Origin of the sequence: Yeosuana aromativorans, from assembly GCF_014646655.1 — a bacterium.
GTDB classification, from domain to species: domain Bacteria; phylum Bacteroidota; class Bacteroidia; order Flavobacteriales; family Flavobacteriaceae; genus Yeosuana; species Yeosuana aromativorans.
Window position 1 is genome coordinate 273,408 of record NZ_BMNR01000004.1, and the last position, 21,985, is coordinate 295,392.

The following is a 21,985-nucleotide window of genomic DNA, read 5'->3' on the forward strand; positions in this document are numbered from 1 at the left end:
ATTTATTATGTATTTTGTTGCTCGCTAATTTACGAAATAACTTACTACTATTATAATTTCTTAATAAGGAATTGGAATAAATGTATCGCTGAAAATTATAAAAAAAGAAAGCGATTATTAAATGTATTTAATAATCGCTTTTTAGTTATAGAAAGTAAGATGGCTACTTAACTTTAAATGCTTTTTCTTGTGGGAAATAAGCAACTTCGCCTAATTCTTCTTCAATACGCAACAGTTGGTTATATTTTGCCATACGGTCACTACGTGAGGCTGAACCTGTTTTAATTTGACCACAGTTTAAAGCTACAGCTAAATCGGCGATGGTATTATCTTCAGTTTCACCAGAACGATGCGACATGACCGTTGTATATCCAGCATTTTTGGCCATGTTTACAGCGGCAATCGTTTCAGTTAAAGAACCGATTTGGTTTACTTTTATTAAGATTGAGTTTGCTATCCCTTCATCAATACCACGTGATAAACGTTCTACATTGGTCACAAATAAATCATCACCAACCAGTTGTACTTTATTTCCTATCTTATCAGTTAATAGTTTCCAACCTTCCCAATCATTTTCATCCATACCATCCTCAATAGAGATGATTGGGTATTTAGCTACCAATTCAGCTAAGTAATCAGCTTGTTCTGCACTGCTTCTAATTTTTCCTGAATCACCTTCAAATTTGGTGTAATCATATTTTCCATCCACATAAAATTCAGCAGAAGCACAGTCCAAAGCAATCATAACGTCACCACCAAATGTATAGCCTGCATTTTCAACGGCCTTTTTAATGGAATCTAAAGCATCTTCAGTTCCTCCAGCCAACGTTGGTGCAAATCCACCTTCATCTCCAACAGCGGTACTTAAACCTCTGTCATGCAAAACCTTTTTAAGGTTATGGAAAATCTCTGTCCCCATTTGCATAGCATGTGTAAAGTTTTTGGCTTTAACTGGCATAATCATAAATTCCTGAAATGCAATTGGCGCATCACTATGAGAGCCACCATTGATGATATTCATCATGGGTACTGGAAGTGTGTTGGCAGATACCCCACCAACATAGCGATATAATGGCAACCCTAATTCAGCAGCAGCAGCCTTAGCAACCGCTAAAGATACACCTAATATGGCGTTGGCACCTAATTTTGATTTGTTTGGTGTTCCGTCTAAATCAATCATCATTTGATCGATTAAGTTTTGTTCAAAAACAGACACACCAAGTAGTTCTTGGGCTATAATAGAATTTACGTTATCAACTGCTTTTAAAACGCCTTTCCCCATATATGCCTTCCCACCGTCTCTTAATTCAACGGCTTCATGTTCTCCTGTTGAAGCTCCCGATGGAACAGCAGCTCTACCTAATACATCATTTTCTGTAACGACATCTACTTCAATAGTAGGGTTCCCTCTAGAATCCAAAATCTGTCTAGCATGGATGTTAATTATTATACTCATAAGTACACTTTTTAAAACTTTTTAATATTCAAATTTACGGTTAAATCTCCTTTTAATTTACATGTTTTTAAAGAATTACACAAATTCTTATCTACAACGTTTTAGTAACTTAAAAGCCTTAAAAAAACAGATTATTTTTTAAGGCTTTTTGTTATTATTTTTTAATGTTTTCGATAAACTGGTCGAAAAGATAGGATGAATCATGCGGTCCTGGACTAGCTTCTGGATGGTATTGAACCGAAAAACAGTTTTTGGATTTCATGGCCAATCCTGCCACCGTGTCATCATTTAAATGAACATGGGTGACTTCTAAATCTGGATGTGTCTCAGCTTCTTCTCTATTGACTGCAAAACCATGGTTTTGAGAGGTGATTTCACCTTTACCGGTTTTTAAGTTTTTTACCGGATGATTGATCCCTCTATGTCCATTATGCATTTTATACGTAGATACACCATTGGCCAATGCAATTACTTGATGCCCAAGACAAATTCCAAAAAGCGGCAAGTCTCTTTTGATGATTTCTTTAGCCAAAGTTTGTGCCTCAACTAAAGGTTCTGGATCACCAGGTCCATTGGATAAAAAGTATCCATCCGGATTAAAAGATTCTAGTTCTTCAAACGTTGCGTTGTATGGAAACACCTTGATATAAGCATCTCGTTTAGCAATATTGCGAAGGATATTCTTTTTTATCCCTATGTCGAGTGCTGAAATTTTATAAGTAGCATTTTCATTTCCAAAATAATACGGCTCTTTGGTAGACACTTTTGAGGCCAACTCCAAACCATTCATACTTGGTACGTCAGCTAATTGTTTTTTAAGGCCTTCTATATTATCAACTTCACTGGAAATAACAGCATTCATGGCGCCGTGGTCTCTAATGTAGCTTACCAATGCTCTGGTATCAACATCTGAGATAGCAAACAAATTATTGTCGTTTAAAAAATCTTCTAAGGAACTATCGGCTGCATCACGAGAGTAGTCATAACTAAAGTTTTTACAGATAAGTCCAGCAATTTTAATTGAATCTGATTCAACTTCATCAACGTTGGTTCCATAATTTCCAATATGAGCATTGGTGGTTACCATTAATTGCCCAAAATAAGATGGGTCTGTAAAAATCTCCTGATACCCGGTCATTCCTGTATTGAAGCATACTTCCCCAAAGGCTGTTCCTTGTTTGTTTCCAACAGATTTCCCATAAAAAATGGTTCCATCAGCTAATAAAATAATGGCTATTTGTCTTTTTTGGTATTTCATTTTATAAAAAGGTTTCGCAAAATTGCAAAAAAAAGGATAAACTAAAAACAGTTTATCCTTTAATTTTATGAATGTTTATAACATTTATTCTTCTTCATCATTGGTTGCTTTCGGCTCTACAACAGGAGCTGCAGGAGTTTCAGTTTTACTGCCACCTCTTCTACTTCTTCTTGTTGTTTTCTTTTTAGCTTTACCAGCATTGTAGATTTCGTTATAATCCACCAATTCAATCATGGCCATATCAGCATTATCACCCAAACGGTTTCCAAGTTTAATGATTCTTGTATATCCTCCTGGTCTATCCGCAACCTTAGCAGCAACATCTCTAAACAACTCAGCTACGGCCTCTTTTTGTCTTAAACGAGCCATAACTATACGTCTGTTATGAGTAGTATCTTCTTTTGATTTGGTAATCATAGGCTCAACAAATTGCTGTAAAGCTTTTGCTTTTGCAACGGTTGTATTAATACGTTTGTGCTCAATTAATGAACATGCCATATTAGCCAACATTGATTTTCTGTGAGCGGTTTTTCTACCTAAATGGTTTATTTTTTTTCCGTGTCTCATGACATTTGTTTTATCATCTTGCTACCAAACTCGACGTGCGAGGAGCAAAATATGATTAATTAATCTTTATCTAATTTATATTTGCTTAAGTCCATTCCAAAGTTCAACCCTTTAACAATAACAAGCTCTTCAAGCTCAGTCAAGGATTTTTTACCAAAATTACGGAACTTCATTAAGTCGTTTTTGTTGAATGATACTAAGTCACCTAATGTATCAACCTCTGCTGCTTTTAAACAATTCAATGCACGAACAGACAAGTCCATGTCAATTAATTTGGTTTTAAGCAACTGTCTCATATGAAGTGATTCTTCATCATAGGTTTCAGTTTGCGCAATTTCATCAGCTTCTAATGTAATACGCTCGTCTGAGAATAACATGAAGTGGTGAATTAGCGTTTTTGCAGCCTCGGTTAAAGCATCTTGAGGTGTTATAGAACCATCTGTAATGATTTCAAAAACCAATTTTTCATAATCGGTTTTTTGCTCAACACGATAGTTTTCTATACTGTACTTAACGTTTTTTATAGGTGTATAAATTGAATCTGTAAAGATAGTCCCTATTGGCGCTGATGGTTTGTTGTTTTCTTCAGCAGGCACATAACCTCTACCTTTTTCGATGGTAATTTCCATATTTAGGCTCACTTTTGGATCTAAATTACAGATAACCAATTCTGAGTTCAATACTTGAAAACCAGAGATGAATTTTTGAAAATCACCAGCTGTGATTTGTTCTTGCCCAGAAATAGAAATTGAGATAGACTCATTGTCTATATCTTCAATTTGTCTTTTAAAACGAACTTGTTTTAAATTTAAAATGATTTCTGTAACATCTTCAACCACACCTGATATTGCTGAAAACTCATGATCTACACCTTCAATTCTAACCGATGTAATTGCAAATCCTTCCAAAGAAGATAATAAAACTCTTCTTAAAGCATTTCCTACTGTTAAGCCATAACCAGGTTCTAAAGGTCTAAATTCAAATTTACCTTCAAAATCGGTTGAATCAATCATGATTACTTTGTCCGGCTTTTGGAAATTAAATACTGCCATACTTTTTTCTTCGTTTTAATTGTTATTTAGTTGCGCGGTTTATAAGTTTGAAGAAGTACTAATAAACCCTTTGGCCAAATACCAATATTGTTAATTTATTATTTAGAATATAATTCGACGATGAATTGTTCGTTAATGTTTTCTGGAATTTGAATTCTAGAAGGAACAGAAACATACGTTCCTTGTTTGGTTTCATTATTCCAAGTAATCCATTCGTAAACGTGGCTAGAGTTTGATAATGATTTATCAATAGCTTCAAGCGATTTTGATTTTTCTCTAACCGCAACAACATCACCAGCATTTAAAGAGTAAGATGGAATGTTTACCACTTCTCCATTAACGGTGATATGTCTGTGAGACACTAATTGTCTTGCAGCACTGCGTGAAGGAGCAATACCCATTCTAAAAACAACATTGTCTAGTCTAGACTCACAAAGTTGTAAAAGAACTTCACCAGTAATGCCTTGAGCGGCTCTAGCTTTTTTAAACATATTTCTGAACTGACGCTCTAACACACCATACGTGTATTTTGCTTTTTGCTTTTCCATTAACTGGATTGCATATTCAGATTTTTTTCCACGACGCTTGTTTGCACCATGTTGACCTGGAGGGTAATTTCTTTTTTCAAAAGATTTATCTTCTCCAAAAATAGCCTCTCCAAATTTTCGAGCTATTTTAGTTTTAGGACCAGTATATCTTGCCATTTTATAAATTTAGTTGTGGGAGTGTTTATGAATTAAGGTCTTAATCTTATCCTTCGATAAACGTTGATCTCCCGTTGATACTTGATTAATTTTTGATTTACGAAGTACGATATTCGATTATATAAAATCTGAAATCGAAATTCGTTAAACTCTTCTACGTTTTGGAGGTCTACATCCATTGTGTGGTAGTGGTGTTACGTCAATGATTTCAGTAACTTCAATACCAGCGTTATGGATAGAACGGATGGCAGATTCTCTACCATTTCCTGGACCTTTAACATACACCTTTACTTTCTTCAAGCCAGCTTCTTGAGCTACTTTTGAAGCATCTTCTGCTGCCAATTGAGCTGCATAAGGTGTGTTTTTCTTAGAACCTCTAAATCCCATCTTACCAGCTGAAGACCATGCTATAACATCACCTTTTTTGTTGGTAAGCGAAATAATAATGTTGTTAAAAGAAGCTGTAACATGAGCTTCACCAACAGAATCTACAATAACTTTACGTTTTTTAGTACTTGTCTTTGCCATATTACTTATTATTTAGTTGCTTTTTTCTTGTTAGCAACTGTTTTTCTTCTACCTTTTCTAGTTCTAGAGTTGTTTTTTGTACGTTGTCCTCTCAAAGGAAGACCAGCTCTATGGCGAATACCTCTGTAACATCCAATATCCATTAATCGCTTAATGCTCAATTGTGTTTCAGAACGTAATTCACCTTCAATAGTAAAGGCTGATACAGCTTCACGAATATGTCCAATTTGGTCGTCTGTCCAGTCTTGAACTTTAATACTCTCGTCAACTTTAGCGGTTGCCAAAATGTCTTTTGCTCTACTTTTACCTATTCCATAGATATAAGTTAAAGCGATAACTCCTCTTTTGTTTTTTGGTATGTCTACACCTGCAATTCTTGCCATAACTACCCTTGTCTTTGTTTGAATCTAGGATTCTTTTTGTTAATTACGTAAAGTCTACCTTTTCGTCGCACGATTTTGCAATCGGCGCTTCTTTTTTTAACGGATGCTCTTACTTTCATCGTATTAGTATCTATAAGTTATTCGAGCCTTAGATAAATCATAAGGACTCATTTCCAATTTTACTTTGTCTCCTGGTAATAATTTTATGTAATGCATACGCATCCTTACCAGAGATATGCGCAGTCACAATATGACCGTTTTCCAATTCAACACGAAACATTGCATTTGATAATGCTTCTATTATCGTACCGTCTTGTTCTATTGCTGCTTGTTTTGCCATGTATCTATAAATTAAGCTATTGCTTTTCTATTTTTACCGGTTTTCATCAAGCCATCATAATGTCTATTCAACAAGTATGAATTTACCTGTTGCATAGTATCAATGGCTACACCAACTAATATGATTAGAGAGGTTCCACCAAAGAATAACGCCCATCCTTGCTGTACATTCATAAGTTTAACGATCATGGCTGGGAACACAGCTATCAAGGCTAAAAATATGGATCCTGGCAAAGTAATTTGCGACATTATTTTATCTAAATATTCAGAGGTTTCTGATCCTGGTCTAATACCTGGAATAAAACCACCACTACGTTTTAAGTCATCTGCCATTTTGTTTGTTGGTACTGTAATTGCCGTGTAAAAGTATGTAAATACAATAATTAAAAAGGCAAATAACATATTATACCAAAAACCAAAAATATCAGAAAATTGTGCCTGCATCCATGCTCCAACAGCAGAGTCTTTCAAAAATGATGATCTACCAATTAAACCTGGGACAAACATGATAGCCTGTGCAAAAATGATTGGCATTACACCAGAAGCATTCAGCTTTAATGGAATGTATTGTCTTGAACCAGCCATTACATTCTTTTCATAACTTCCGGATGCTGTACGTCTTGCATATTGAACAGCTATTTTTCTAACGGCCATTACCAATAATATACAAGCTAAAATAACCACAAACCAAATAACCAATTCAAAAAGAATAAGCATGACATTATTACCTTCTAATCTATTGGCTGCATTTTGAATAAATGCTTGAGGCATTCTAGCTATAATACCTACCATGATTAACAATGAAATACCATTACCAATACCTTTATCGGTAATTTTCTCTCCCAACCACATAGCAAAAATAGTTCCTGTTACCAAAATACTCACTGATGAGAAATAAAATAAAAATCCACTTCCCAACAAGAATGCACTTTGTGGAATTCCTAATGCTGGTAAACTTGCTAAATAACCAGGTGCTTGTAATAAACAGATAGCAATGGTTAACCAACGTGTAATTTGATTAATTTTCTTTTGGCCACTGGCGCCTTCTTTTTGTAGTTTTTGTAAATATGGAATCGCAATTCCCATTAACTGTACCACAATAGAAGCAGAAATGTATGGCATAATACCTAATGCAAATACAGATGCTTTTGCAAACGCACCACCTGTAAAGGCATTAAGAAGTCCTAATAATCCCGAGTCTGTACTATTGGCTAAGCCTTCCAACTGAGCAGCATCGATACCTGGTAAGGTAATGTGCGCACCAAAACGATAGACTAAAATTAAACCAATGGTAACCGTTATGCGGTTTCTTAGTTCTTCTATTTTCCAAACATTCTTTATTGACTCTATAAATTTCATATACTTTAATATGTTATAAAGTTACAACTTCACCACCAGCAGCTTCAATTGCAGCTTTTGCTGTCGCTGTAAATTTATGAGCAGATACTTTTAATTTTGCTTTTAACTCACCTCTTCCTAATATTTTAACTAGATCATTCTTTCCGGCCAAACCATTGGTGAATAAGGTTTCAAAATCAACAGCATCCTTAATTTTCTTGTCATCAACCAGTTTTTGTAAGGTATCTAAATTCACACCTTGGTATTCCACGCGATTGATATTAGTAAAACCAAATTTAGGAACACGTCTTTGAAGTGGCATTTGCCCTCCTTCAAATCCAATCTTTTTAGAATAACCAGAACGAGATTTAGCTCCTTTGTGACCACGTGTGGCAGTACCACCTTTGCCAGAGCCTTGCCCTCTACCAATTCTTTTTCCTTGGTTTTTAACTGAACCTTCTGCAGGTTTTAAATTACTTAAATCCATTTCAGTATTTATTGTTATTTAATTTCTTCAACAGAAACTAAGTGATTGACTTTACTAACCATACCAAGTATACTTGATGTGGCTTCGTGCTCTACTACTTGACCAATCTTTTTTAGACCAAGAGACTCTAAAGTTCTTTTTTGTCTTTGTGTGCGATTGATTGCGCTTTTAACCTTTGTTACTTTTATCTTTGCCATCTCTATCGTGATTATGCGTTAAAAACTTTTTCAAGTGTAATTCCTCTATCCAAAGCTATGGTGCTGGCATCTCTTAACTGTAATAAAGCATCAAATGTAGCTTTTACAACATTATGAGGGTTTGAAGATCCTTGAGATTTTGATAATACATCATGAACCCCTACGGCTTCAAGTACTGTTCTTACAGCACCACCAGCAATTACTCCTGTACCAGGAGCAGCAGGAATAATGTTTACTCTGGCTCCACCATATTTACCTTTTTGCTCATGTGGTAAAGTTCCCTTTTTAATAGGAATTCTTACAAGGTTTTTCTTGGCATCTTCAATGGCTTTTGCAATAGCACTAGCCACGTCTTTTGATTTACCCAATCCTTGTCCTACAACACCAGCTTCATCACCAACCACTACAATTGCTGAAAAACCAAATGCTCTACCACCTTTAGTTACTTTAGTAACCCTTTGTACACCAACTAAACGATCTTTAAGATCCAATCCACCTGGTTTTACTAACTCTGCGCTTTTGTATTTTCGATACATAATTTCTTAGAATTTAAGTCCTGCTTCTCTAGCTCCTTCAGCTAATGATTTTACTCTACCGTGGTATAAATACCCGCCTCTATCAAAAGAGATTGTTTCTACACCTGCTTTTAAAGCTTTTTCGGCAACAGCTTTTCCTACTAAAGCAGCTGCTTCGGTTTTGTTAACTTTTGCAGTACTAATGTCTTTATCTCTTGAAGATGCTGCACTGATTGTTACACCTGTAACATCATCAACAATTTGAGCATAAATTTCTTTATTACTTCTAAAAACAGATAATCTTGGTCTAGCTTCTGTACCAGAAACTATTTTACGGATTCTGTTTTTTATTCTTATTCTTCTTTTGTGTTTTGTCAATGCCATAACTTACTTATTAAGCTGATTTACCTGCTTTTCTTCTTATGATTTCACCAACAAACTTGATACCTTTTCCTTTGTAAGGCTCTGGTCTTCTAAAATCACGGATTTTGGCCGCAACTTGACCAACAAGTTGTTTGTCAAACGATGTTAGCTTCACTACTGGGTTTTTACCTTTTTCTGAAATTGTTTCAACTTTTACCTCTGGGGCTACTTCTAAAACAATATTGTGTGAAAATCCTAAAGCTAAATCTAATTTTTGGCCTTGGTTTGATGCTCTATATCCTACACCTACCAATTCCAATTCTTTAGTCCATCCTTTTGATACGCCTTCAATCATGTTACGCATTAAAGATCTGTAAAGACCGTGTTTTGCTTTTTGGTCTTTTGAATCAGAAGAACGAGTTACTAAAACATTGCCATCTTCAACTTTAATATCTACAGAATCGAAATTTTGGGTTAACTCACCTAATTTTCCTTTTACTGTAACTACGCCGTCTTTTACATCAACTGTAACGCCATCTGGAATTACTACTGGGTTATTACCTATTCTTGACATGTCTTATCTTTTTAGTAAACGTAACACAATACTTCGCCACCTACATTGTCTCTTTTGGCTTGTTTGCCTGTCATTACGCCGTGAGACGTAGAAACTATGGCAACACCAAGACCATTAAGAATCCTTGGTAGGTCTTTTGAACTTGCGTATTTACGTAAACCTGGTTTACTTATTCTTTCAATCTTCTTGATTACAGGTTCTTTAGTTTCTTTATTGTACTTAAGAGCTATTTTAATAGTTCCTTGTACAGTAGAATCATCAAACTTGTAACTTAAAATATATCCTTGTTCGAATAATATTTTAGTGATGTCTTTTTTCAAATTAGACGCCGGTATCTCAACCACTCTGTGGTTGGCACGCACTGCGTTTCTAATTCTTGTCAAATAATCCGCTATTGGATCTGTGTACATAATGAATTGATTTTGCGATTTTGGTTTTCAACCTGTGTTGAACCTTAAACCTGATTATTAAAATAATATTACCAACTTGCTTTTCTTACTCCAGGTATCAAGCCTTGATTGGCCATTTCCCTAAAGGTTACACGTGAAATACCAAAATCCCTCATATAGCCTTTTGGTCTTCCTGTTAATTTACATCTATTATGCTGACGAATAGGAGATGCGTTTTTTGGTAGCTTTTGTAATGCATCATAATCGCCAGCTTCTTTTAAAGCTTTACGTTTTTCAGCATACTTAGCTACTGTTTTAGATCTTTTTACCTCACGGGCTTTCATTGATTCTTTAGCCATATCTTAGTTCTTTTGAAAAGGTAATCCTAATTCGGTTAATAATGATTTTGCTTCTTTATCGGTTTCAGCAGACGTTACAAATGTAATATCCATACCAGAGATTTTATTCACTTTGTCAATATTGATCTCTGGGAAGATGATTTGCTCGGTAATACCTAAATTGTAATTACCGCGTCCGTCAAATCCTGTTGCTTTTATGCCGTTAAAATCTCTTACACGAGGTAAGGCAGTAGTAACCAATCTATCTAAAAACTCATACATTCTTTCACCACGTAAAGTTACTTTTGCCCCAATTGGCATGCCTTTACGCAATTTGAAAGATGCAACGTCTTTTTTAGATATTGTTGCTACGGCTTTTTGTCCTGTTATAGTTGTTAATTCTTCTACAGCGTAGTCAATTAACTTTTTGTCTGCAACCGCTGCACCAACTCCTTTAGATACTACTATCTTTTTAAGTTTAGGCACTTGCATGACGTTACTATAACCAAATTCGTCTGTAAGAGCAGCAATTACTTTGCTGTTATACTCTTCTTTAAGTCTGGGTGAATATGCCATAACTATATTACTTCATTTGATTTTGTTGAAAATCTTACTTTCTTGTCGCCTTCCATTCTGTATCCAACTCGTGTTGTTTCGCCTTTTTTGGTTAACAATGATAAATTGGAAATATGAATAGGAGCTTCTTTTTCCACGATTCCTCCTTGAGGGTTTTGTGCACTTGGTTTTGTATGTTTCTTAACCATGTTCACACCTTCAACGATCGCTTTGTTCTTATCTACTAATACTTGTTGTACTTTGCCTTCGGCTCCTTTATGGTCTCCGGCAATGACTTTAACAGTATCTCCTGATTTTATTTTAAGCTTTGTCATCTTATAATTCATTAAAGCACTTCAGGTGCCAATGATACAATTTTCATGAACTGTTTGTCACGAAGTTCTCTAGCAACCGGACCAAATACACGGGTTCCTCTCATTTCTCCTTGCGGATTTAAAAGCACACAGGCATTATCATCAAATCTGATGTAGGATCCGTCTGGTCGTCTTACTTCTTTTACGGTACGCACAACAACTGCGGTAGAAACAGCACCTTTTTTAATGTTGCCGTTAGGGGTTGCATCTTTTACAGACACAACTATTTTGTCTCCTACAGAAGCGTATCTTCTTTTAGTACCACCTAGAACACGTATTGTTAATACTTCTTTTGCTCCAGTGTTATCTGCTACTTTAAGTCTTGATTCTTGTTGTACCATAATTACTTAGCTCTTTCAATTATTTCAACTAATCTCCAACATTTAGATTTACTTAAAGGTCTAGTTTCCATGATCTTTACGGTATCTCCAATGTTACAATCGTTTGTTTCGTCGTGTGCAACATATTTTTTTGTTTTTAACACGAACTTACCATACATAGGGTGTTTTACTTTTTTAACCTCAGCAACTACAATTGATTTTTGCATTTTGTTACTGGTAACAACTCCTATACGTTCTTTTCTTAAATTTCTTGTTTCCATCTCTTATAGCAGAATTATTGTAATTCTCTTTTAGTTAATTCTGTCGCAATTCTAGCTACAGTACGTCTTATGGTACGTAACTGAATTGGATTTTCTAAAGGAGATATTGCATGAGCTAATTTTAGGTCAGAATAACTCTTTTTTGTCTCACTAAGTTTCTCTTGCAACTCAGCTACAGATAATTCTTTAATTTCTGATTGTTTCATAATATCAAATAAATTATGCTTCGTAATCTCTAGCGATTATAAACTTAGTTTTAACAGGTAACTTTTGGGCTGCCAAACGTAACGCTTCTTTTGCGATCTCTAATGGCACTCCTCCTACTTCAAAAAGTACTCTACCTGGCTTTACAACGGCTACCCAATACTCAACGGCACCTTTACCTTTACCCATACGTACCTCAAGAGGTTTTTTGGTGATTGGCTTATCTGGAAATATCTTGATCCAAATCTGGCCTTCCCTTTTCATGTAACGTGTAGCGGCAATACGTGCTGCTTCAATTTGACGCGATGTTAAAAACTCTGAGTCTAGTGATTTTATTCCAAAAGTTCCGTTTGAAAGTTGGTGTCCTCTTTGGGACAGACCTTTCATACGTCCTTTTTGCTGCTTACGAAATTTTGTTCTTTTAGGCTGTAACATTTTTCTTTACTTTATAAAAAATTACTTTCTACGACGTGGTTTAGAATTGTTTCCTCCACGCCCTGCGGCTGCACCTTTTCCTTGCTTTTTGGACAATCCAACAAGCGGAGAAAGTTCTCTTTTACCATATACTTCACCCTTCATGATCCATACCTTAACACCCAATCTACCATAAGTAGTGTGTGCCTCAACTAAAGCATAATCAATGTCGGCTCTAAAGGTTGACAAAGGAATACGGCCTTCTTTATAGTGTTCAGAACGTGCCATTTCAGCACCATTTAAACGACCACTGATTTGAACCTTAATTCCTTCAGCATTCATACGCATAGTAGCAGCGATAGCCATTTTTATTGCACGTCTGTATGAAATCCTGTTTTCAATTTGACGAGCAATACTTGATGCTACTAAAAACGCATCCAGTTCGGGTCTTTTAATTTCAAAGATGTTGATCTGAACCTCTTTTCCGGTAATTTTCTTAAGCTCTTCTTTTAACTTGTCTACCTCTTGACCGCCTTTACCAATAATGATACCTGGGCGAGCCGTAGTGATAGTAACGGTTACAAGTTTAAGTGTACGCTCAATAATTACTCTACTTACACTAGCTTTAGATAAACGTACGTGTACGTATTTTCTAATTTTATCGTCTTCGGCAAGCTTATCTCCATAATCATTACCTCCGTACCAGTTAGATTCCCATCCTCTGATAATACCTAAGCGATTTCCGATTGGATTTGTTTTTTGTCCCATACTTCTATCTTAGCTTTGTGTGTTATTGTTAGCTCCAACAACCAATGTAACGTGGTTGGAACGTTTTCTAATTCTGTGAGCGCGACCTTGAGGTGCTGGACGTAACCTTTTTAACATGGCGCCCCCATCAACTCTAATCTCTTTTACTATTAATTCAGCCTCTTCAATATTTGCTTCTTCATTTTTAGATTGCCAGTTTGCAATTGCAGACAATAACAATTTTTCTAATTTAGCTGAAGCTTCTTTTTGGTTGAATTTCAAAATACTAAGCGCTTTTTCTACGCGTTCACCTCTTACCAAATCGGCTACTAAACGCATCTTTCTTGGTGATGTAGGACAATTATTAAGCTTAGCAAAAGCGATATGCTTTTTCTCTTCCTTAATAGCGTCTGCCATTTGTTTTTTACGACTTCCCATTGCTTACTATTTTTTACCTTTGTTTTTAGCACCTGCGTGACCTCTAAATGATCGTGTTGGTGAAAATTCTCCTAATTTATGACCTACCATGTTTTCAGTTACATAAACTGGCACAAATTGACGGCCATTATGAACAGCTATGGTTTGACCAACAAAATCTGGAGTAATCATACTGGCTCTTGACCAAGTTTTGATGACTGTTTTTTTGTTGGATTCAACATTCACAGCTACTTTTCTTTCTAATTTATAATGAACGTAAGGTCCTTTTTTTAATGATCTTGCCATGTCTTATTTCTTTCTACGTTCTACAATATATTTGTTTGTTGGATTCTTTTTAGAACGCGTTCTATAGCCTTTAGCAGGAATTCCTTTTCTTGAACGAGGATGCCCTCCTGAAGCACGTCCTTCACCACCACCCATTGGGTGATCTACAGGGTTCATTACAACTGGTCTTGTTCTTGGTCTTCTTCCTAACCATCTTGTTCTACCAGCTTTTCCTGAAACCAACAATTGATGATCTGAGTTTGACACTACTCCTATGGTAGCCAAACAATTTACTAGCACCAATCGGGTTTCACCTGAAGGTAATTTGATGGTTGCAAATTTTCCGTCACGCGCCATTAATTGTGCAAATGCACCGGCACTACGCGCCATAACAGCACCTTGACCTGGTCTTAACTCTACACAAGAAATAATGGTTCCCAAAGGAATTTGGCTTAATGGCATAGCGTTCCCAATTTCTGGAGCAGCGCTTTCACCTGATACAACCGTTTGACCTACTTGCAATCCATTTTGTGCAATGATGTATCGTTTTTCGCCATCTTGATAGTTCAACAAAGCGATAAAAGCTGTTCTGTTTGGATCGTACTCGATAGATTTAACTTCAGCAGGGATTCCTGCTTTGTTTCTTTTGAAATCTATGATACGATACTTCTTTTTATGACCACCACCTATGTAGCGCATGGTCATTTTTCCTTGACTGTTTCTACCACCAGACTTTTTGTTCGGAGCTAATAAACTTTTCTCCGGCTTATCAGTAGTAATGGCGTCAAATCCATTAACTACTCTAAATCGCTGTCCTGGTGTGATTGGTTTTAATTTTCTTACTGACATTAGTCTTTAATTACATGTTACTGTATAAATCAATCATTTCACCTTCCGCCAGTTGTACAATTGCTTTTTTAACAGCATTTGTTTTACCATGTTGAATACCTGTTTTTGTGTAACGGGTTCTTCTATCTGGACGGACATTTATAGTACGAACTTTTTCAACAGAAACACCATAAGCAGCTTCTACCGCTTTTTTAATTTCCACCTTGTTCGCCTTTGTATTCACAGCAAACGTGTAGCAGTTTCTTAACTCGCTAGCAGCAGTTGCTTTTTCTGTGATTATCGGTTTAATTAAGATATTCATCTGTTTCTTATTTACTTAAATTCGATTCAATTCCTTCTAAAGAGCTCTCTAAAAGCACGATTTGATTTGCATTTAAAATCTTGTAAGTGCTTAATTCTGAATTAGTTATAACTTCAGACCCTTTTAAATTGCGTGACGACAAATATACATTATTATTTGACGCTCCCAACACAAAGAGAGATTTTTTGTTTTCTAGGTTTAAAGCCTTTAAAACCGCTGTGAAATTTTTGGTTTTTGGAGCATCAAAATTGAAGTCTTCCAACACAACGATTGAGTTTTCACCGGCTTTAATACTCAAGGCCGATTTACGTGCTAAACGCTTTAAACTTTTATTAAGTTTGAAACTGTAATTTCTAGGTCTTGGACCGAACATACGACCACCACCTTTAAATACTCCAGACTTAATACTACCTGCTCTTGCAGTACCAGTTCCTTTTTGCTTTTTAATCTTACGTGTACTTCCGGCAATCTCAGCTCTCTCCTTTGATTTGTGAGTTCCTTGTCTTTGGTTTGCCAAATATTGTTTAACATCCAAATATACAGCGTGATTATTAGGCTCAATAGCAAACACATCTTTAGAAAGGTCTGCCTTTCTACCTGTGTCTTTTCCGTTTATATCTAAAACTGCTACTTTCATTATTTTCTAATAATTACATAAGCGTTTTTGTGTCCTGGCACACAGCCTTTCACTACAAGTAAGTTCTTTTCAGCAACTACTTTTAAAACTCTTAAATTTTCAACTTTCACTTTTTCTCCACCCATTCTACCGGCCATTTTCATGCCTTTGAATACTCTTGCAGGATATGAAGCTGCTCCAATAGAACCTGGCGCTCTTAAACGGTTATGCTGACCGTGGGTAGCTTGACCTACACCACCAAATCCATGGCGCTTTACAACACCTTGATAACCTTTTCCTTTTGAAATTCCTGACACATCAACAAACTCACCTTCTGTAAAGTGCTCTACTGTGATGGCATCACCTAATTTGTACTCCTCCTCAAAACCTTTGAATTCTACGATTTTGCGTTTTACAGAAGTTCCTGCTTTTTTAGCGTGACCTAGATCAGCTTTAGTAGCACTTTTTTCTGTCGCGTCATCGAAACCAAGTTGAACGGCTTTATAACCATCAACTTCTTCGGTTCTGACTTGGGTAACGATACATGGACCTGCTTCTATAACTGTACATGGAATGTTCTTTCCATTTTCGTCAAAGATGCTGGTCATACCGATTTTTTTTCCAATTAACCCAGACATAATTATTTATTTAATTTATTACTTACTTATTTAAAAAATTTCAGGGTCGAAATACGTTCAACCCTGAATGTATTTTTACCGTTTTTCCCGCGACCACATCGGTGGGACATGTTATTTTCCTGACTTTGCAGGAATGACAAACTATACTTTTATCTCAACTTCAACACCACTTGGCAACTCAAGTTTCATCAAGGCATCAATGGTTTTTGATGATGAACTATAGATATCAAGTAAACGCTTGTAAGAGCTTAATTGAAACTGTTCTCTTGATTTCTTGTTTACGTGCGGTGAACGCAACACAGTGAAAATTTTCTTGTGTGTTGGTAATGGAATTGGCCCAGTTACAACAGCACCTGTACTTTTTACTGTTTTTACAATCTTATCTGCAGACTTGTCTACTAAGTTGTGATCGTAAGACTTTAATTTTATTCTGATTTTTTGACTCATTTTCTTGACTGTTTAAGATTGTACACCTTTAGCTTCTTTGATAACTTCTTCAGAAATATTTGAAGGTGTCTCAGCATAATGTGAAAATTCCATTGTTGATGTTGCACGTCCTGAAGACAATGTTCTTAATGTGGTTACATAACCAAACATTTCAGATAAAGGCACTTCTGCTTTGATTACTTTGGCACCTGCTCTGTCTCCCATGTCATTTACTTGACCACGACGACGGTTTAAATCTCCTACAATATCACCCATATTCTCTTCAGGTGTAATCACCTCAAGTTTCATGATAGGCTCAAGTATAACGGCTCCAGCTTGTTTAGCAACTGCTTTGAATCCTAATTTTGCTGCCAATTCAAATGATAGTGCATCCGAATCCACTGCGTGGAACGATCCATCTACAAGTGTTACTTTCATGGCATCTACCTCAAAACCTGCCAAAGGACCATTAGCCATAGCTTGTTTGAATCCTTTTTCAACTGAAGGTATATATTCTTTAGGAACGTTACCTCCTTTGATTTCGTTAACAAACTCCAATCCTACTTTTCCTTCTTCTGCTGGCTCCAACTTAAATACAATATCAGCAAACTTACCACGTCCACCAGATTGCTTTTTGTAAACTTCTCTGTGATTTGCAGCTTTTGTAATGGCTTCTTTGTACTCAACTTGTGGTTTACCTTGGTTGACTTCAACCTTAAACTCACGTCTTAAACGATCCACAATGATATCCAAATGAAGCTCACCCATACCAGATATAATGGTTTGGCCACTTGCCTCATCAGTACGCACTTGGAACGTTGGATCTTCTTCAGCCAATTTAGATAAAGCCATTCCTAACTTATCCACATCAGCCTTGGTTTTAGGCTCGATAGCAATACCAATTACCGGATCAGGGAAGTTCATACTTTCTAAAATGATAGGATGTTTCTCTGATGTTAAGGTATCACCTGTTTTAATATCTTTAAATCCTACAGCTGCTCCAATATCTCCCGCTTCAATAAAATCAATAGCATTTTGCTTATTGGCATGCATTTGATAGATACGTGAAATACGTTCTTTGTTGCCTGAACGATTGTTCAATATATAAGAACCAGCATCCAATCTACCAGAATAGGCTCTAAAGAATGCTAAACGACCAACAAATGGATCGGTAGCAATCTTAAATGCCAAAGCCGCGAAAGGTTCTTTAACATCTGGTCTACGAAGCTCTTCTTTTTCAGTATCAGGATTGATACCTTTAATTCCTTCTTTATCAATTGGTGAAGGCAAGTAGCGACAAACCGCATCCAATAAAAATTGAACACCTTTGTTTTTAAAGGCCGAACCACAAATCATAGGTATGATTGACATATCCATAACGGCAGCTCTTAAAGCAGCATGCACTTCGTCTTCTGTTATAGAATCTTCATCTTCCATGAATTTCTCCAAAAGATTTTCATCGTAAGCAGCTACTTCTTCAATCAATAAAGCTCTGTATTTTTTTGCTTCTTCTTTAAGATCCTCAGGAATATCAATCACATCAAACGTAGCTCCTTGTGTTTCATCATGCCACACAATAGCTCTGTTTTTCACCAAGTCAATGATTCCTTTGAAATCAATTTCGTCACCAATTGGAAGAACGATAGGCACTGCATTAGAACCTAACATTTCTTTAACTTGTCTGTTAACCATCATGAAGTCTGCTCCTTGACGGTCCATTTTGTTAACAAAACCAATTCTTGGCACTTTATAGTTATCAGCTAGCCTCCAGTTAGTTTCAGATTGTGGTTCAACACCATCAACCGCACTAAACAAAAAGACCAACCCATCCAATACACGCAATGAACGGTTTACTTCAACCGTAAAATCCACGTGGCCAGGAGTGTCAATAATATTAAAGTGATAACTTTTTGATTCATCAGTTGGTAAGCCATCAACTCTAGGGAACACCCATTCACAAGTTGTTGCAGCAGAGGTAATAGTAATACCACGCTCTTGCTCTTGTTCCATCCAGTCCATAGTGGCTGCACCATCATGAACCTCACCTATTTTATGGGATACTCCTGTATAATAAAGTACACGCTCAGTTGTTGTTGTTTTACCAGCATCAATATGAGCAGCAATACCTATGTTTCTTGTATATTTTAAATCTCTTGCCATTTCTTATTAAAATCTAAAGTGAGAGAATGCTTTATTCGCCTCTGCCATTTTATGAGTGTCAACTCGTTTTTTAACCGCTGCTCCTTCTTCTTTAGCTGCTGCCAAAATTTCTGAAGCTAAACGTTGTGACATTGATTTTTCGTTTCTTTTACGTGAATAGTTTATCAACCATTTCATGGCTGTTGAAACTTTACGGTCTGGACGAATTTGCATTGGTATTTGAAAGGTTGCACCTCCAACTCTACGGCTACGTACTTCTACGTGAGGCATAACGTTTGATAAGGCATCTTTCCAAACTTCAAGAGCTGTTTTTTCTTCATCCGTTTTTTTGGTTTCTACGATATCCATGGCATCATAGAACACTTTAAAAGCTACAGACTTTTTACCGTCCCACATCATCATGTTAACAAAACGTGTTACTAACTGATCGTTAAATCGTGGATCTGGCAAAAGCGGTCTTTTTTTCGCTTGTCTTTTTCTCATGTCTTCTTCTTAAAAGTTTAAATTACTTTTTTGGGCGTTTTGCACCGTACTTAGATCTACGTTGTGTTCTACCTGCAACACCTGCGGTGTCTAAGGCACCACGAACGATGTGATATCTAACTCCTGGCAAATCTTTTACCCTTCCACCTCTAACCAATACTATCGAGTGCTCTTGTAGATTGTGTCCTTCTCCTGGAATGTAGGCGTTTACCTCGTTACCATTGGTCAACCTTACCCTTGCAACTTTACGCATTGCTGAGTTTGGTTTCTTTGGTGTTGTAGTGTAAACACGCGTACATACTCCACGTCTTTGAGGACAAGAATCTAAAGCAGCCGATTTACTCTTCTTGGTTATTTTGGCTCTTCCTGTTCTTACTAATTGTGAAATTGTTGGCATATATCTTATATGTTTTTTAAAATACCTCTTCTAAGAGGGCTGCAAATGTAGAAATAAAAAAGTATTTTTCAAACCCTAATAGATTAATTTTCACAACATAGACAATATTTTTTTAGGGGTATTGTGTAATCACTAAATTTACCCTAGCGTTTATGCTGCTTATTCCATAGTATATTAAGGATTTTGACCAATATTATTTAAGATATAATTCCAGTAATTTCAACAGAATTTAAAAATTACTTTATCCTCTATATTATAAGCCATGTTTTTCCGTTAGTTTTACAACTGAATAATCTTGGTTTTTAGTTGTGCAGAAAACAAAAATTTTACTTTATATTATTGTAGGTGTTTTTTTTACACCACAGTCATGGTGTCAAAACTTACACCTTCAAGTGACGGGCAACAACAAACAAGAAAGCAAGGTAATTGACTCGTTGGATTATTTGAAAACGCACAAGGATTATGGTTCAGTAATCTCTGAAATAGATACCATTCAAAAAAAGCTTTTAAAAATTGGTTACTTTGAGAACCAACAGAACACAATTAAAATCAATGACTCAACATATCAGGCTGAATTCCATCTTAAAAATAGGTACAAAAAAATATACATATATTATGACAAGAATTTAGTTTCTCCATCAGTGATTAAAATGATCTCAAAACAAGTGTTTGATGTGTATTTTATTTTGCCAATTGAATCTGTTGAAACTGCCTTGAATTTCATAAACTCTAAACAAACGGAAAAAGGCCTTCCGTTTTCAAAATTAAAACTTTCAAATATCAATATAAAAGATGCTGACACTTTAACGGCCGATTTAATGATTGATGATTATGAGAATAAAAGAATCATTAATGCCATTCTAATTAAAAGATATGAGAAATTTCCAAAATCCTATCTAAAATATTATTTAAAAATTAAACCCAACCAATTATTTGATTTGAGCACTTTGCAAAGAAAAACAGAACAACTGAATAACTTGCGGTTCGCAAACCAAATAAAAGCGCCAGAAGTGTTGTTCACCAAAGATTCTACTACCTTATATATATATGTTGAAAAAACCAAGAGCAACACATTTGATGGTTTTTTAGGTTTTGGCACCAACGAACAAACTAACAAAATAGATTTCAATGGGTATTTAAATTTAAATCTTGTTAACAACTTAAATTACGGAGAAGCATTTGGTCTACAATATAAGAGCACCCAAAACCAGCAAAATCGGTTTGAAGCCCATGTAATGCTCCCATATCTTTTCAAAACACCAATTGGTGTTGATTGTCAACTTCATATTTTCAAACAAGATTCAACCTTTACAACCGTTGACCAGGTAGCCAAACTGCATTATCAAATAGACTCAAGGAACAAAGTTTTTATGGGTATAAAAAGCACGCAATCCAGCAATCTTCTTAATAACACATCAAATACTGGCATTTCAGATTACAATTCAAACTTTACAACCTTTGGTTATGAATTCACAAAAGCACAACCTTATAATTTGCTTTTTCCAATAAAAACAAATATTTATGCTGAATCTGGATTTGGCAAAAGAAGGCACACAGATACTTCAGAAAAACAAACAATACTAAATTTTGATGCTTTTAAAATAATAAATCTGAACGCAAAAAATAGTCTTTATTTTAGATTGAATGGTAATAGCCTTGTCTCAAATACATATTTTGAAAACGAACTGTCACGCTTTGGAGGCATCAACTCCATACGTGGTTTTGAAGAGAATAGCTTACTGGCAACCTCTTATGCATTGATAAATACGGAGTACAGATTACAACTAAACAACACCTTATATATACATACCATAACGGACATGACATTACTGGAGAACAAAATAACCAAAACTAACGAAAAACTGTATGGCTTTGGGTTTGGGCTTGGGCTTCTCTCGAAAGCTGGTTTGTTCAAATTAAATTATGCTGCTGGTAAAAGTGATAACCAAAAATTCAAATTCTCAAATTCAAAGGTGCACTTAAGTTTAATTGCTAATTTTTAGGTATTCACTTTTTTAAATTCATGATTT

34 protein-coding genes and 1 pseudogene are annotated in these 21,985 nt (G+C 35.8%); 1 reads left to right on the forward strand and 34 read right to left on the reverse strand.

What is annotated here, in order from left to right:
• Positions 1–163: 163 nt before the first annotated feature.
• The 34 genes and pseudogenes from eno to rpsL form a co-directional block, all read right to left on the reverse strand.
• A complete protein-coding gene (eno, locus tag IEW94_RS10350; RefSeq protein ID WP_188652682.1) occupies positions 164–1,456 on the reverse strand; it encodes a phosphopyruvate hydratase in 1,293 nt (430 codons plus the stop codon).
• Positions 1,457–1,610: 154 nt separating this feature from the next.
• Positions 1,611–2,714, reverse strand: a complete 1,104-nt coding sequence (gene carA, locus IEW94_RS10355; RefSeq protein WP_188652684.1) for a glutamine-hydrolyzing carbamoyl-phosphate synthase small subunit — start codon at positions 2,712–2,714, stop codon at positions 1,611–1,613.
• Positions 2,715–2,798: 84 nt separating this feature from the next.
• The gene (rplQ, locus tag IEW94_RS10360) at positions 2,799–3,281 is read right to left on the reverse strand and encodes a 50S ribosomal protein L17 (protein ID WP_188652686.1); all 483 of its coding nucleotides are present in this window, start codon (positions 3,279–3,281) and stop codon (positions 2,799–2,801) included.
• 59 nt (positions 3,282–3,340) lie between these two features.
• Positions 3,341–4,333 carry a DNA-directed RNA polymerase subunit alpha gene (locus IEW94_RS10365; RefSeq protein ID WP_188652688.1) on the reverse strand — a complete coding sequence of 331 codons (993 nt, stop codon included), beginning with the start codon at positions 4,331–4,333 and terminating at the stop codon, positions 3,341–3,343.
• Positions 4,334–4,431: 98 nt separating this feature from the next.
• Positions 4,432–5,037, reverse strand: coding sequence for a 30S ribosomal protein S4 (rpsD, locus tag IEW94_RS10370; RefSeq protein ID WP_188652690.1), 606 nt, complete (start codon positions 5,035–5,037; stop codon positions 4,432–4,434).
• Between the two features lie 144 nt (positions 5,038–5,181).
• Positions 5,182–5,565 carry a 30S ribosomal protein S11 gene (rpsK, locus tag IEW94_RS10375; RefSeq protein WP_188652692.1) on the reverse strand — a complete coding sequence of 128 codons (384 nt, stop codon included), beginning with the start codon at positions 5,563–5,565 and terminating at the stop codon, positions 5,182–5,184.
• A gap of 8 nt (positions 5,566–5,573) precedes the next feature.
• On the reverse strand, positions 5,574–5,948 hold the full coding sequence (gene rpsM, locus IEW94_RS10380) for a 30S ribosomal protein S13 (protein WP_188652694.1): 375 nt from the start codon (positions 5,946–5,948) through the stop codon (positions 5,574–5,576).
• A gap of 2 nt (positions 5,949–5,950) precedes the next feature.
• The gene (ykgO, locus tag IEW94_RS10385; RefSeq protein ID WP_013305171.1) at positions 5,951–6,067 is read right to left on the reverse strand and encodes a type B 50S ribosomal protein L36; all 117 of its coding nucleotides are present in this window, start codon (positions 6,065–6,067) and stop codon (positions 5,951–5,953) included.
• A gap of 4 nt (positions 6,068–6,071) precedes the next feature.
• A pseudogene (gene infA, locus IEW94_RS10390) lies at positions 6,072–6,288 on the reverse strand (translation initiation factor IF-1).
• 11 nt (positions 6,289–6,299) lie between these two features.
• Positions 6,300–7,646, reverse strand: coding sequence for a preprotein translocase subunit SecY (gene secY, locus IEW94_RS10395; RefSeq protein WP_188652696.1), 1,347 nt, complete (start codon positions 7,644–7,646; stop codon positions 6,300–6,302).
• Positions 7,647–7,659: 13 nt separating this feature from the next.
• Positions 7,660–8,112, reverse strand: coding sequence for a 50S ribosomal protein L15 (gene rplO, locus IEW94_RS10400; protein ID WP_188652698.1), 453 nt, complete (start codon positions 8,110–8,112; stop codon positions 7,660–7,662).
• Between the two features lie 14 nt (positions 8,113–8,126).
• The gene (gene rpmD, locus IEW94_RS10405) at positions 8,127–8,309 is read right to left on the reverse strand and encodes a 50S ribosomal protein L30 (RefSeq protein ID WP_188652700.1); all 183 of its coding nucleotides are present in this window, start codon (positions 8,307–8,309) and stop codon (positions 8,127–8,129) included.
• 11 nt (positions 8,310–8,320) lie between these two features.
• Positions 8,321–8,845, reverse strand: coding sequence for a 30S ribosomal protein S5 (gene rpsE, locus IEW94_RS10410; protein WP_188652702.1), 525 nt, complete (start codon positions 8,843–8,845; stop codon positions 8,321–8,323).
• Between the two features lie 6 nt (positions 8,846–8,851).
• The gene (gene rplR / locus IEW94_RS10415; RefSeq protein ID WP_188652704.1) at positions 8,852–9,208 is read right to left on the reverse strand and encodes a 50S ribosomal protein L18; all 357 of its coding nucleotides are present in this window, start codon (positions 9,206–9,208) and stop codon (positions 8,852–8,854) included.
• A gap of 10 nt (positions 9,209–9,218) precedes the next feature.
• Positions 9,219–9,761, reverse strand: coding sequence for a 50S ribosomal protein L6 (gene rplF, locus IEW94_RS10420; protein ID WP_188652706.1), 543 nt, complete (start codon positions 9,759–9,761; stop codon positions 9,219–9,221).
• A gap of 11 nt (positions 9,762–9,772) precedes the next feature.
• A complete protein-coding gene (rpsH, locus tag IEW94_RS10425; RefSeq protein ID WP_188652708.1) occupies positions 9,773–10,171 on the reverse strand; it encodes a 30S ribosomal protein S8 in 399 nt (132 codons plus the stop codon).
• 68 nt (positions 10,172–10,239) lie between these two features.
• Entirely contained in the window at positions 10,240–10,509 is a 270-nt protein-coding gene (gene rpsN, locus IEW94_RS10430; RefSeq protein WP_188652710.1) for a 30S ribosomal protein S14, read from the reverse strand.
• A gap of 3 nt (positions 10,510–10,512) precedes the next feature.
• Positions 10,513–11,064 (reverse strand): 50S ribosomal protein L5, encoded by a 552-nt coding sequence (gene rplE, locus IEW94_RS10435; protein ID WP_188652712.1) that lies wholly within the window; start codon positions 11,062–11,064, stop codon positions 10,513–10,515.
• A 2-nt stretch (positions 11,065–11,066) separates the two neighbouring features.
• Positions 11,067–11,378, reverse strand: coding sequence for a 50S ribosomal protein L24 (gene rplX / locus IEW94_RS10440; protein WP_188652713.1), 312 nt, complete (start codon positions 11,376–11,378; stop codon positions 11,067–11,069).
• Between the two features lie 11 nt (positions 11,379–11,389).
• Positions 11,390–11,758 (reverse strand): 50S ribosomal protein L14, encoded by a 369-nt coding sequence (gene rplN, locus IEW94_RS10445; protein WP_116038984.1) that lies wholly within the window; start codon positions 11,756–11,758, stop codon positions 11,390–11,392.
• A 2-nt stretch (positions 11,759–11,760) separates the two neighbouring features.
• Positions 11,761–12,018 carry a 30S ribosomal protein S17 gene (rpsQ, locus tag IEW94_RS10450; RefSeq protein WP_072399584.1) on the reverse strand — a complete coding sequence of 86 codons (258 nt, stop codon included), beginning with the start codon at positions 12,016–12,018 and terminating at the stop codon, positions 11,761–11,763.
• 14 nt (positions 12,019–12,032) lie between these two features.
• Positions 12,033–12,224, reverse strand: a complete 192-nt coding sequence (gene rpmC, locus IEW94_RS10455) for a 50S ribosomal protein L29 (protein WP_188652715.1) — start codon at positions 12,222–12,224, stop codon at positions 12,033–12,035.
• Between the two features lie 13 nt (positions 12,225–12,237).
• The gene (gene rplP, locus IEW94_RS10460) at positions 12,238–12,657 is read right to left on the reverse strand and encodes a 50S ribosomal protein L16 (RefSeq protein ID WP_188652717.1); all 420 of its coding nucleotides are present in this window, start codon (positions 12,655–12,657) and stop codon (positions 12,238–12,240) included.
• Between the two features lie 21 nt (positions 12,658–12,678).
• The gene (gene rpsC / locus IEW94_RS10465; protein WP_188652719.1) at positions 12,679–13,404 is read right to left on the reverse strand and encodes a 30S ribosomal protein S3; all 726 of its coding nucleotides are present in this window, start codon (positions 13,402–13,404) and stop codon (positions 12,679–12,681) included.
• Positions 13,405–13,413: 9 nt separating this feature from the next.
• On the reverse strand, positions 13,414–13,821 hold the full coding sequence (gene rplV, locus IEW94_RS10470; RefSeq protein ID WP_188652721.1) for a 50S ribosomal protein L22: 408 nt from the start codon (positions 13,819–13,821) through the stop codon (positions 13,414–13,416).
• Positions 13,822–13,827: 6 nt separating this feature from the next.
• A complete protein-coding gene (gene rpsS, locus IEW94_RS10475) occupies positions 13,828–14,106 on the reverse strand; it encodes a 30S ribosomal protein S19 (RefSeq protein WP_188652723.1) in 279 nt (92 codons plus the stop codon).
• A 3-nt stretch (positions 14,107–14,109) separates the two neighbouring features.
• Positions 14,110–14,934: a 50S ribosomal protein L2 gene (gene rplB / locus IEW94_RS10480; protein ID WP_188652725.1), complete on the reverse strand. Its 825-nt coding sequence runs from the start codon at positions 14,932–14,934 to the stop codon at positions 14,110–14,112.
• 10 nt (positions 14,935–14,944) lie between these two features.
• Positions 14,945–15,235, reverse strand: coding sequence for a 50S ribosomal protein L23 (rplW, locus tag IEW94_RS10485; protein WP_188652726.1), 291 nt, complete (start codon positions 15,233–15,235; stop codon positions 14,945–14,947).
• A gap of 7 nt (positions 15,236–15,242) precedes the next feature.
• Entirely contained in the window at positions 15,243–15,872 is a 630-nt protein-coding gene (gene rplD, locus IEW94_RS10490; protein ID WP_188652728.1) for a 50S ribosomal protein L4, read from the reverse strand.
• Entirely contained in the window at positions 15,872–16,489 is a 618-nt protein-coding gene (gene rplC, locus IEW94_RS10495; RefSeq protein WP_188652730.1) for a 50S ribosomal protein L3, read from the reverse strand. Before rplC ends, rplD begins: the two co-directional genes overlap by 1 nt.
• Positions 16,490–16,630: 141 nt before the next feature.
• On the reverse strand, positions 16,631–16,936 hold the full coding sequence (gene rpsJ / locus IEW94_RS10500; RefSeq protein ID WP_007650482.1) for a 30S ribosomal protein S10: 306 nt from the start codon (positions 16,934–16,936) through the stop codon (positions 16,631–16,633).
• Between the two features lie 12 nt (positions 16,937–16,948).
• Positions 16,949–19,075, reverse strand: coding sequence for an elongation factor G (fusA, locus tag IEW94_RS10505; RefSeq protein WP_188652732.1), 2,127 nt, complete (start codon positions 19,073–19,075; stop codon positions 16,949–16,951).
• 6 nt (positions 19,076–19,081) lie between these two features.
• The gene (rpsG, locus tag IEW94_RS10510; protein WP_188652734.1) at positions 19,082–19,558 is read right to left on the reverse strand and encodes a 30S ribosomal protein S7; all 477 of its coding nucleotides are present in this window, start codon (positions 19,556–19,558) and stop codon (positions 19,082–19,084) included.
• A gap of 22 nt (positions 19,559–19,580) precedes the next feature.
• On the reverse strand, positions 19,581–19,955 hold the full coding sequence (rpsL, locus tag IEW94_RS10515; RefSeq protein WP_166967703.1) for a 30S ribosomal protein S12: 375 nt from the start codon (positions 19,953–19,955) through the stop codon (positions 19,581–19,583).
• A 308-nt stretch (positions 19,956–20,263) separates the two neighbouring features.
• Between rpsL and IEW94_RS10520 the strand changes: the two genes are divergently transcribed.
• A complete protein-coding gene (locus tag IEW94_RS10520) occupies positions 20,264–21,958 on the forward strand; it encodes a BamA/TamA family outer membrane protein (protein WP_188652736.1) in 1,695 nt (564 codons plus the stop codon).
• The last annotated feature ends 27 nt before the right edge of the window (positions 21,959–21,985 follow it).